The 11,496-nt window shown below is 62.2% G+C and carries 8 protein-coding genes; 7 read left to right on the plus strand and 1 reads right to left on the minus strand.

Translation table 11 applies throughout. The features are described 5' to 3' along the window. Positions 1 to 357 precede the first annotated feature (357 nt). From C5J22_RS30645 to C5J22_RS30665, 5 genes are all read left to right on the plus strand, one after another. Positions 358 to 1,308 (plus strand): phosphoribosylaminoimidazolesuccinocarboxamide synthase, encoded by a 951-nt coding sequence (locus tag C5J22_RS30645; RefSeq protein WP_105441353.1) that lies wholly within the window; start codon positions 358 to 360, stop codon positions 1,306 to 1,308. 42 nt (positions 1,309 to 1,350) lie between these two features. Then, positions 1,351 to 1,953 carry a TetR family transcriptional regulator gene (locus tag C5J22_RS30650; RefSeq protein WP_172746847.1) on the plus strand — a complete coding sequence of 201 codons (603 nt, stop codon included), beginning with the start codon at positions 1,351 to 1,353 and terminating at the stop codon, positions 1,951 to 1,953. Between the two features lie 166 nt (positions 1,954 to 2,119). Continuing rightward, positions 2,120 to 3,316: an efflux RND transporter periplasmic adaptor subunit gene (locus C5J22_RS30655; RefSeq protein ID WP_105441355.1), complete on the plus strand. Its 1,197-nt coding sequence runs from the start codon at positions 2,120 to 2,122 to the stop codon at positions 3,314 to 3,316. A gap of 49 nt (positions 3,317 to 3,365) precedes the next feature. Continuing rightward, entirely contained in the window at positions 3,366 to 6,464 is a 3,099-nt protein-coding gene (locus C5J22_RS30660) for an efflux RND transporter permease subunit (RefSeq protein ID WP_105441356.1), read from the plus strand. A 132-nt stretch (positions 6,465 to 6,596) separates the two neighbouring features. Further along, the gene (locus tag C5J22_RS30665; protein ID WP_105441357.1) at positions 6,597 to 8,024 is read left to right on the plus strand and encodes an efflux transporter outer membrane subunit; all 1,428 of its coding nucleotides are present in this window, start codon (positions 6,597 to 6,599) and stop codon (positions 8,022 to 8,024) included. A 100-nt stretch (positions 8,025 to 8,124) separates the two neighbouring features. Here the strand turns inward: C5J22_RS30665 and efp are convergent, their stop codons facing one another. Continuing rightward, positions 8,125 to 8,694 (minus strand): elongation factor P, encoded by a 570-nt coding sequence (gene efp / locus C5J22_RS30670; protein WP_038591328.1) that lies wholly within the window; start codon positions 8,692 to 8,694, stop codon positions 8,125 to 8,127. A 165-nt stretch (positions 8,695 to 8,859) separates the two neighbouring features. On the opposite strand from efp, the gene epmA reads away from it, so the two are divergent. Then, positions 8,860 to 9,930, plus strand: coding sequence for an EF-P lysine aminoacylase EpmA (gene epmA, locus C5J22_RS30675; protein WP_105441358.1), 1,071 nt, complete (start codon positions 8,860 to 8,862; stop codon positions 9,928 to 9,930). After that, a complete protein-coding gene (locus C5J22_RS30680) occupies positions 9,927 to 10,973 on the plus strand; it encodes a lysine-2,3-aminomutase-like protein (protein WP_105441359.1) in 1,047 nt (348 codons plus the stop codon). The genes epmA and C5J22_RS30680 overlap by 4 nt, the downstream gene beginning before the upstream one ends. The last annotated feature ends 523 nt before the right edge of the window (positions 10,974 to 11,496 follow it).

Consider the following 11,496-nt stretch of genomic DNA (forward strand, 5'->3'; position numbering starts at 1 on the left):
CGGTCCCAACCAGCATGCGCCAATCAATCAGTGATTTCTGAAGAACGAAAGTCGTCGTCGCCAGCAGCGCCGCCGCCCTCGTTCAGTGAGCGGGTTATAGATCCCACCACCATTTGAAGTCAACAGCATTGATTCAGAAATCTTGAGAAATCGTACAACTATTTGTTTTCGCAGGAGAATACCCGATTTTGGAGAATCCTGAGGCGTTAATATTCGTTAACTGCACTCTATATAGGGCTCTTCATCGACCGCGGAACCGATTCACCCATGAAGGCGGCCATTCCTTCCATTCTTGTGCCGCTGCGGCAAAACATGCGATAGCAGGATGCCCCCGAAACTCTCTGGAAAGTGGTCCCCGTGCGCGTTCTCTCCGATGCCTTCATTCCCGAATTGCCGAACCCCTATCGCGGCAAGGTACGCGAGAACTACGATCTGCCGGACGGCAGCCGCATCATCATCGCAACCGATCGCCTCAGCGCTTTCGATCGCATCCTGACCGCAATCCCCGACAAGGGGCATGTCCTGACCCAGACCGCGCGTTACTGGTTCGAGGCGACAAAGGACATCTGCCCCAACCATGTGATCGCCTATCCGGATCCGAATGTGGTGATCGGCAAGCGGCTCGACATCCTGCCGGTCGAGATCGTCGTGCGCGGCTATCTTGCCGGCACGACAGGCACGTCGCTGCTCACCCTATATAAGAGAGGAGAGCGGACCATGTACGGGCTCGACCTCCCGGACGGCCTCAAGGACAACGAAATCCTGCCCGCCCCGGTCATCACGCCGACCAGCAAGGCCTTCGACGGCGGTCACGACGAGCCCCTGACGCCTAAAGAGATCGTCGAGCAGGGACTTCTGACCGCCGAACAATGGACGACCCTCTCCCGTTATGCGCTGGCGCTTTTTGCGCGCGGGCAGCAGCTGGCGGCGCAACGCGGCCTGATTCTCGTCGATACCAAATACGAGTTCGGCACGGATGCCGAGGGCACCATCATCCTTGCCGACGAGATCCATACGCCGGACAGCAGCCGCTACTGGATCGCCGGCAGTTATGGTGAGGCCTTCCGCGACGGCACGCGGCCGAAGAGTTTCGACAAGGATTTCATCCGCGCCTGGGTGGTCGAGCGTTGCGACCCCTATAAGGATGAGATCCCCGCGATCCCGGCCGAACTCGTCGAGGAGACCGCCAAAGTCTACCGCACGGCTTACGAGACGATCACCGGCGAGACTTTCGTGCCCGATACCAGCGGCGCGACCGTGCTCGACCGTATCCGCCGGAACCTGGCGCCCTATTTTACCGCGCGTTGAACAATTGCCGGAAAATCGATCCGGCATTATGAAGAGGATAGAGTGCGCAGACCGAGACGCAAGGCGGAAGAAACCCGGGGTGATATCCTCAACACGGCAGAGACGCTCTTCCGTGAACGGGGGATTGCCAAGTGTTCGATCGCCGACGTCGCCCATGCGCTGCATATGTCGCCCGCCAACATCTTCAAGCATTTCCATTCCAAGGCATCCCTGGCGGATGCCATCTGCGACCGGCATATCAGCCGCATGATCGGCCGGTTCGAAACGCTCGACGAGCCGGCGCCGGCGCCCGAACGGCTGGCGATCGTCGTCCGCAAGCTGATGGAGGCGCATCTCCAGGACCTCCGCGACAATCCCTTCCTGTTCGAGATGATCTTCCTGATGTCGGAGGCGGATCTCCCGAGCGGCCGGCATTACAAGCGGCTGATCGAGAACCTGTTCAGCGATCTGATACGGCAGGGCGTCGAAAGCGGTGCCTATAAATGTACCGACCCGCAGGCGATCAGCCAGCATGTGGCGGCCGCCTTTGCGAGCGTGCTGCATCCGGTCCTTCTGGCCAAGGCGGGCGAGGCGGAATTGCATGACCGCTGCAATGGCCTTGCCAGACTTGTGAATGCTGCGCTGCAAAATCCGCTTGCCAAGTGACGGTTTTATATTTACGTCACTTTCGCGAACCTGGAACGCCGGTTGAACTTACGTTTTCGACCACTACTGTTCCGACCGCCTAAGACGGGTTAATCTCCCCGCCTTCCGCCCCGGCACATCCCGCCTGCCGAGGCGATCGCCCAGATGTTTTGCCTTGGATGACGCCATGACCGGACGCAAACTGATACTTCCCCTGCTTTTTTCCGCAGCACTCGCTGCCTGCAGCGATTCGGGCCAGACGCCGGCCGGCAACGGTGCCGCAGGCGGTGCCCCGCAGCGCCCGCCTCAGCCGGTCAGCGTGGTGATCATGAAGAAGTCCGAGCAGCCGATCACGGCCGTCCTGCCGGGCCGGGCGGCACCCTTCCAGATCGCCGACATCCGCCCGCGCGTCACCGGGGAGATCAAGCAGATCGCCTTCAAGCAGGGCAACGAGGTCAAGGCCGGAGACCTTCTCTACAAGATCGAGGACAGCACCTATGCGGCCGAGGTCGCCCAGGCGAAGGCGACCGTCTCGAAGGCGGAAGCCAGTATCCCGAGCGCCCAGGCGAACCTCTCCCGCTACGAGCGGCTGGTCAACAGCGGTGCGACACAGATCGAATATGAGAGCGCGCGGGTGACGCTTCTCCAGGCGCAGGCGGATGTCGAACAGGCCAATGCCGCGCTCAATGCCGCCCAGATCAATCTCGACCTGACCGAAATCCGGGCGCCCTTCGACGGCGTCACGTCGATCTCCAATGTCAGCATCGGCAATATCGTCACCGCCAACCAGACGACGGCGCTAACCACGCTGCGCCGTCTCGATCCAATCTACATCGACCTGATCGATTCCAGCACCAATCTTCTGGAACTGCGCTCGGCCATGGCTTCCGGCCGCCTGAGCGGCGATCCGCGCAAGGCCGATATCCGCCTGACACTTGAAGACGGTACGGACTACCCGCTGACCGGCAAGCTGGACATGGCCGACATGGCCGTCAGCGAGACGACCGGCACCTATCAGATCCGCGCGCTGTTCGATAATCCGAGCGACATGATCCTGCCGGGCACCTATATGCGCGCCACCGTCACCCTCGGCAACGAAAACGGCTACCTGATCCCGCAACGTGCCGCGACCCGCAATGCTCGCGGAGAACTTTCCGCCAAGTTCGTCACGGCGGACGGCAAGGTCGAGACCCGTATCTTCCCGACCAGCGGCGTTTCCGGCAGCAACTGGCTGGTCACGCAGGGCGTAACCGATGGCGACCGCCTGGTCGTCGACGGCTTCCAGTGGATCGCCGATGGCGCCACGGTTCAACCGGTCGAGGCGACCGTCGACGACAAGGGTTTCGTCGTCGAGGCGCCGAAACCAGCCGCTGCAAAGCCGTGAGGCCCCGAGCGGAACCGATCATGACGAAACGCGGCAAGGAATAATCTGAATGGCCAAGTTCTTTATCCGGCGACCGGTATTCGCCTGGGTCATCGCGATCGTCATCATGCTCGGCGGCGCGCTCGCCATTGCGACGCTCTCGATCTCGCAATATCCCGACATCGCGCCGACCACGGTCAGGATCACGGCAAGCTACAACGGTGCAAGCGCGGAAACCGTCGAGAAATCGGTGACGACGATCATCGAGGACGGCATGACCGGCCTTGACGACCTCACCTATATGACTTCCTCCTCCTCGACCGGCCGCGCCACCGTCACGCTGACCTTCGGCAGCAGCGTTCTTCCGGACATCGCCCAGGTGCAGGTGCAGAACAAGCTGCAGCTCGTACAGTCGCAGCTCCCCGATGTGGTGCAGCAGGCGGGCATCGAGGTCGCCCGTTCGACCTCGAGCATCCTGATGGTCGGCGCCCTGGTTTCCACCGACAAGAAGCGAAGCTCCGTCGATCTCGGCGACCTGTTTTCCACGCAGATCGAGGATCAGGTCAAGCGCCTGGAAGGCGTCGGCAGCATCGACATCTTCGGGTCCGGTTACGCAATGCGCGTCTGGCTCGATCCCTACAAGCTGCAGAAATACCAGCTGACGCCCGCCGACGTGACGTCCGCGATCCAGTCCCAGAACACCCAGGTTTCGGTCGGCGCGCTCGGCGGCCTTCCGGCCAAGGCGGAGCAGCAGCTGACGGTCACCATGACCGCGCAAAGCCAGCTGACGACGGTCGACGATTTCGAGCGGATCATCCTCAAGGTCGAACAGGACGGCGCGACGGTGCGCCTCAGCGATGTTGCCCGCGTCGAGATCGGCGAGGAGAGTTATGGCGGCGGTTCCCGCCAGAACGGCCTGCCGTCCACCGGTTTCGCCGTGAACCTCGCGACCGGCGCCAACGCTCTCGATACCGCCGCGCGCGTCAGGGAGGCGCTGACCGCCATCGGACCCAATCTTCCGGACGGCGTGGAGATCACCTATCCCTACGACACGACGCCCTTCGTGCAGCTTTCGATCGAGAAGGTCGTCCACACACTCATCGAAGCGATCATCCTGGTTTTCGTGGTCCTGCTCGTCTTCCTGCAAAATCTGCGTGCAACACTGATCCCGATGATTGCGGTGCCCGTCGTCCTGCTCGGCACGTTCGGGGTGCTGGCGATGACCGGATATTCCATTAACACGCTGACGATGTTCGCCATGGTTCTGGCCATCGGCCTTCTGGTCGACGACGCCATCGTCGTCGTCGAGAATGTCGAGCGCATCATGGACGAGGAGGGCTTGAGTCCGCTCGAAGCGACCGAAAAGTCCATGGGCGAGATCACCGGGGCCATCATCGGCATCGCGCTCGTCCTGACCGCGGTGTTTATCCCGATGGCCTTTTTCGGTGGCTCGACCGGCATCATTTACCGGCAGTTCTCGATCACCATCGTCTCCGCCATGCTGCTTTCGGCGCTGGTCGCCATCGTGCTGACGCCGGCGCTTTGCGCCACCATGCTGAAGCCGATCGATCATCACAAGAAACGTCGCGGCATCGGCGCCCTGTTCAATCGCGGGTTCGAGCGGTCTACGAGCGGATATGTCAGCACCATCGGCTATCTCCTGAAGCGCCCGTTCCGTGTGATGCTGGTGTTCCTGCTGGTGATCGGCGGCTGCGCCTGGCTTTTCACCAGGCTGCCGAATTCCTTCCTTCCGCAGGAAGACCAGGGCGTTCTGCTGACGATCATCCAGACGCCCGTCGGCGCCACCACGCCGCGCACCGACGAGGCGGTCAAGAAGGTCGAGGCCTATTTCCTCGAAAAGGAAAAGGACAATGTGGATGCTGTATTCGGCGTCCTCGGCTTCAGCTTCAGCGGAAGCGGCCAGAACAATGCGATCGTCTTCACCAAGCTGAAGGATTTCGCCGAGCGAACCAGGCCGGAGCAGTCCGCCGCAGCTATCGTCCAGCGGGCGAGCGGGTATTTCTTCAGCATCCGCGATGCGCAGGTCTTCGCGCTTCTGCCGCCGGCCATCCAGGGGCTGGGCACGTCGAGCGGCTTCTCCATGTATCTGGTCGACAGCGGCAACAACGGCAATGCGGCGCTGACCACGGCATCGCAGCAGCTCATTCAGGCCGGCACCGGCAATCCGAACATCAGTTCGCTGCGCAGCAGCACCCAGCGGTCCGAAACCCAGCTCAAGATCCTGCTCGACCAGGAAAAGCTGGGCGCGATGGGCGTTGACCTCGCTTCGGTCAATTCGATGTTGGCGACCATCTTCGCTGGACGCGACGTCAACGACTTCACCCTCAACAACGAGCTGAAGCCTGTTTATGTCCAGGGCGATGCGCCCTACCGTATGCAGCCGGATGACCTGAAACACTGGTTCGCCCGCAACACGAGCGGCGAGATGGTTCCCTTCTCCGCCTTCAGCACCGTCCAGTGGATCAACGGCACGCCGCAGCTTGCGCGCTTCAACGGCACCAGCGCCATTCCCTTCGACGGCGCGGCGGGTCCCGGCGTCAGTACCGGCCAGGCCATGGACGAGATGCAGAGGCTGACGTCCGCACTGCCTGGCGGTTATTCGGTGGCCTGGCAGGGCATTTCCTACCAGGAACGGCTGTCCGGCTCGCAGGCGCCGATGCTTTACGCGCTATCGGTCCTGATCGTCTTCCTCTGCCTTGCGGCGCTTTATGAAAGCTGGTCGATCCCGTTCTCCGTCATATTGGCCGTGCCGATCGGCGTGCTCGGTGCGCTTTCCGCCGCGTATTTCTTCGGCCAGTCGAACGACGTCTACTTCAAGGTCGGGCTCCTGACGACGATCGGCCTGGCGGCGAAGAACGCCATTCTGATTGTCGAATTCGCCAAGGATCGTCAGGCCGGCGGGATGAAAATGATCGAGGCCACCCTCGAGGCCGCGCGCCTGCGACTGAGGCCGATCGTCATGACATCGCTCGCTTTCATCCTCGGCGTCGTGCCGCTGGCGATCGCAACCGGCGCTGGATCCGCCGCGCAGAACGCCATCGGCGTCGGCGTGCTGGGTGGTATGCTTTCTGCAACACTTCTCGGAATTTTCTTCGTTCCGTCCTTCTTTGTTGTCGTTAGACGGTTATCAAAGCGTGAAAAAGAGTAGGATGACGATTACGTTCGTTAACGTATTCGACCTTTAATGCCGTCAGAAGCTATGCGAATCGCTGCTGACGGGACAATCGGAAGAGGCATGAGTGCTGACCTTCCACGCGTTATAGGGCACTGGGACAGAAAAATGTTATCCATTCGTGTTGTTGCTCCTCTCACTATGCTGCTGCTTTCGGGCTGCGTCGTCGGTCCAGATCACAAGGCGCCGGAAATTGCTCTTCCGGGTAAATTTGCCGAAGCCGGTAAGACCAGCAACGGCGATGTTTCGCAGGTTGCCTGGTGGACCGCATTTAATGACAGCCGTCTGAACGGCTATGTAAATCAGGGGATCGGTCAGAACCTCGATATCCTCCAGGCTCTGGAGCGGATCACGTCTGCCGAGGCCAACGTTACCGTCGCCGGCGCAGGCGCTCTCCCGTCGCTGGATCTCTCGGCCGCCAGCACGACCACCGGCACTCGTACCAGCCCCCGTTCGTTCTCGCGGACGACCGTCACGGCGGGTACTGCCGACGCGTCCTGGTTCCTCGATCTTTTCGGCCTCTACAGGCGTTCGAAGGAAAGTGCGCTCGCAAGCCTCGATGCTGCCTATGCCAGCGAGGACGTTGCACGTCTCTCGTTCCTGTCTCAGATCGCCGCGGCCTATATCGACGTACGCTACTATCAGGAGCGTATTGCGATTGCCCGCCGGAACCTCGATTCGCGGCGCGAAACGCTGAGCCTCACCAAGCTCCAGCTTGATGCCGGCGCGGCGTCCCGCCTCGATGTCGTCCAGTCGGAAGGCTTGGTCAATTCGACGATCGCGGAAATTCCAGGCCTGGAAACGAGTTTCCGGGGTGCGGCGCACCGTGTCGCCACGCTTCTCGCCATGCCTGCATCGTCGCTCGTTCCCGAACTGCAGAAAGGCGCCCGCCAGCCGGTCGCCCGCTTCAGCACCAAGGCCGGCGTCCCGGCGGACCTGATCCGCAACCGTCCGGACATCCGTGCCGCGGAACGCCAACTCGCATCGGCAGTCGCCGAAATCGGTGTCGCCGAGGCCCAGCTCTATCCGGCCATTACGCTCGGCGGCTCCATTTCTCCGAGATACAACGCCATTGCCGGCAGCCTGGATACCCGGGCCCTGACCTGGTCCTTCGGGCCGCAGCTGAGCCTGCCGATCTTCGACGGCGGCCGTCTGCGCGGCAACGTCAAGATCGCCGAATCCAGCGCCCGCGGACAGTATCTCGCCTGGAAGCAGTCGGTTCTGAACGCGGTCGAGGAAGTGGAAAATGCATTGGCCGCAGTCGCCCGCGACAGCCGCACGGTTTCCGCACTTCAGGCAACTGTGAAGTCCTACGAAGAAGCCCTGCAGCTCGGCACCGCCAGCTATCGTGACGGCGCTTCCTCGCTGCTCGACGTTCTCGACGCCCAGCGTGAGGTCTCGACCGCTCAGTCGAACCTCGCAGCCGCCGTGCGTCAGATGGCGCAGGACTACGTCTCGCTCAACGTGGCGATCGGCGGCGGTTACGCCTTCGGCAAGACCGATACCAAGGTCGCATCGGTGGTCGTCAAGAAGTAGGCTCCGCCCCAACATAACCGACAACAAAAAACCTCCGGAGCCAGCGCTTCGGAGGTTTTTTTATCATGCCCGGAAAGGCCGGGGACGATCAATTCGACGTTCAGTTCTTGGCGCGCTCGACGTAGGAATTGTCTTCGGTGGCGATCACGACGCGGGTGCCGGCATCGACATGCGGCGGAACCGCGGTGCGGATGCCGTTCGACAGCATGGCCGGCTTGTAGGACGAGGAAGCCGTCTGGCCCTTGACGACCGGTTCGGTCTCGACGATCTCGAGTGTCACGTGGCGCGGCAGCTGAAGAGCCAGCGCAATGCCTTCATGCATGGACAGAACACAGGTCATGCCTTCCTGAAGATAGGCCTTCTGGTCGCCCATCGTATCCACGTCCACCACGACCTGGTCGTAGTTTTCCGGGTTCATGAAGTGGAAGCCTTCGCCGTCTTGATAGAGGAACTGGTGGTTGACGTCCTCGACGAAGGCGCGCTCGACCTGCTCGGTCGTCCGCCAGCGCTCGGACACCTTCACGCCGTCGACGATGCGGCGCATATTGACCTGCGTGACAGGCGTACCCTTGCCGGGATGGAAGTTCTCGGCGGTGAGAACGACATAAAGCTTGCCGTCCACATCGATGACGTTGCCCTTGCGGACAGAAGAGGCGATGACCTTGACCATAGGATTCCTTGTGGTGCGAACCGGCTTGTAACTGCCGAAAATGCGTCGTAGAGGACCGGGCGATAACCGGCCCGAAGGACGGATCGTCTGTTTTCCGGCCGGAACTACTCCAAAACCGCGCAAAGTGGAAGCCTTGCCGGGGAGAACCGGCGAAGAAAGCCGTAAATGAGCTCGTCGCGACCTGCCATATCCCGCTCGCCCTGGTGGACGCCGGCAAACCACGCCGACCGTCGGCCCTTCCTGATGGGCCGCAATGCGGTCCAGACGACGTTGCGCGACTTCTTCTCGCAGCGCGATTTCATCGAGGTCGATACGGCGACGCTCCAGGTTTCCCCCGGCAACGAGACCCACCTGCATGCCTTCGCAACCGAAGCGATCGCCATCGATGGCGGCAGGGCGCCGCTCTATCTGCACACGTCGCCGGAATTTGCCGCCAAGAAGCTGCTGGCCGCCGGCGAGGAGCGCATCTTCACCTTCGCGCATGTCTACCGCAACCGGGAACGCGGGCCGCTGCACCATCCGGAATTCACCATGCTGGAATGGTACCGCGTCGGCGAAAGCTACGAACAGCTGATGGCCGATTGCGCCGAGATGCTGGCACTGGCCGCCGATACCACCAGGACCGGGCGCTTTGCCTTCCGCGGGCTGGAAGTCGATCCTTTCGCCGAGCCGGAACGCCTGACGCTCGCTGAAGCCTTCGACCGGTTCGCCGGCATCGACCTGCTCGCCTCCGTGGCGACGAACGGCGATACCGACCGCGATCTCCTGGCGGCCGGCCTGAAAAAGGCCGATATCCGCTTTGCCGAGGACGACACCTGGGCAGACCTTTTCAGCAGGGTCCTGGTCGAGAAGGTCGAGCCGCATCTCGGCCAGGACCGCGCGACGATCCTCCACGAATACCCTGTTTCCGAGGCAGCGCTCGCCCGGCCCTCCGCCCGTGATCCGCGCGTCGCCGAACGTTTCGAGCTTTATGCCTGCGGCGTCGAGCTTGCCAACGCCTTCGGAGAACTGACCGACGCCGGCGAACAACGCCGCCGTTTCGAGCACGAGATGGCCGAAAAATCCCGCATCTACGGCGAACGTTACCCGCTCGACGAAGACTTTCTCGATGCGCTTTCGATCATGCCCGACGCGAGCGGCGCCGCACTCGGCTTCGATCGGCTCGCCATGCTGGCAACGGGCGCGACCCGCATCGAACAGGTCATGTGGGCGCCGGTCGCGGAGGTGTTTTCGTGACCGCAGTCCGTTCATTGAAAACCCCGGAAGATCTCGCGGCCGCCGGCCTGATCGAGCCGCAAAAGCTCGACGGCATCCGAGCCGTCGCAGACCGCTACGCGATCGCGCTGACCCCAACCGTGGTTTCGCTCGTCGACAGAACCGATCAAAACGATCCGATCGCCCGGCAGTTCGTGCCAGATCCGAACGAATTGCTGACGACGCCGGAAGAGCGTGCCGACCCGATCGGCGATCAGGCGCACAGCCCGGTCAAGGGCATCGTTCATCGCTATCCGGACCGGGTGCTGCTGAAGGCCGTGCATATCTGCCCGGTCTATTGCCGCTTCTGCTTCCGCCGCGAGATGGTCGGGCCGCAAGGCGACGGAACGCTGGCGCCCGAGGAGCTGTCGGCGGCGCTTGCCTATATCCGCGAGCATCCGGAGATTTGGGAAGTGATCCTCACCGGCGGCGACCCGCTGGTGCTTTCGCCGAGACGGCTTGCTGCCATCATGCGCGGCCTTGCCGAGATCCCCCATGTAAGGATCGTCCGCTTCCACACGCGGGTGCCGGTCGTCGAGCCCGAGCGCATCGACGCGGCAATGATTGCGGCACTGAAGGAAAGCGGCAAGGTCGTCTACATCGCGCTGCACGCCAACCATCCGCGAGAAATGACCGACGCTGCCCGCGCCGCCTGCGCCCACCTGGTCGATGCCGGTTTTCCGATGGTGAGCCAGACGGTGCTCCTGCGCGGCGTCAATGACGATCCGGCGGTGCTTGGCGACCTGATGAAGGCTTTCGTCGAGACCCGGATCAAGCCCTATTACCTGCACCATCCCGACCTTGCCCCGGGTACGAGCCACTTCCGGCTGGATATCGCCGAGGGCCAGAAGATCGCCTCGGCGCTGCGCGGCACCATCTCCGGGCTCTGCCAGCCGACCTATGTCCTGGATATCCCCGGCGGCCACGGCAAGGCGGTGATCGGCGAAAGCGCCGTGCGCGGCGAAGGCGGCTGTTATTCCGTCAGCGACTTCCGCGGCGGGAAGCATGCCTATCCTCCGAAATGACACGGGTTCTTGTTCACGCGGCGAAATGCGCCCGTGGCTTGGCCTTGAATTTGGAGAGCCCACACGAATGCGGAACCTCATAGTAAAATAATAATACGGCTCCGCATTCGCGTGGCCTTCGGCGTCTTTTCGGGGCTTCCGGCCCCTACAGGTGATCATCTCGCCTCGCTGCGTGGCTGTGTTCGCGCCCCTCCTTTCGGGACAGGCCTGCCACTTGCACGGCTCAACCGAACCGGACATGGCTGTCCGGGGGAGGCTTGATAGGGAGACTTTCATCTCCCATGGCTTTCACCTCTTCCACCATCCCCGCACGTTACGGTTCCGATGAAAGCGCCGGCTCCCGCCTGCCCGCGAACGTCTCGCGAAACACTCCGGCGACGGAAGCGGGAGGATTGTAGGCATGGGTTGGAAGGGCGGGGAAATCAAAAGCGAGAAAAATTAGGGCGCGCCGTATGAGCCCTCTCTGTCGTCGAGCATCTCCCACCAGGGCGGCGCGGCATTCTTAACCCTCCCCCTTGTGGGG

It is taken from the genome of Neorhizobium sp. T25_13, assembly GCF_002968675.1.
In the GTDB taxonomy this organism is placed as follows: Bacteria; Pseudomonadota; Alphaproteobacteria; order Rhizobiales; family Rhizobiaceae; genus Neorhizobium; species Neorhizobium tomejilense.

Coding starts and splice junctions, on each gene's coding strand:
- C5J22_RS30655 (WP_105441355.1), top strand. CDS start 2,120: ATGACCGGACGCAAACTGATACTTCCCCTGCTTTTTTCCGCAGCACTC.
- C5J22_RS30660 (WP_105441356.1), top strand. CDS start 3,366: ATGGCCAAGTTCTTTATCCGGCGACCGGTATTCGCCTGGGTCATCGCG.
- C5J22_RS30665 (WP_105441357.1), top strand. CDS start 6,597: ATGTTATCCATTCGTGTTGTTGCTCCTCTCACTATGCTGCTGCTTTCG.
- efp (WP_038591328.1), bottom strand. CDS start 8,694: ATGGTCAAGGTCATCGCCTCTTCTGTCCGCAAGGGCAACGTCATCGAT.
- epmA (WP_105441358.1), top strand. CDS start 8,860: ATGAGCTCGTCGCGACCTGCCATATCCCGCTCGCCCTGGTGGACGCCG.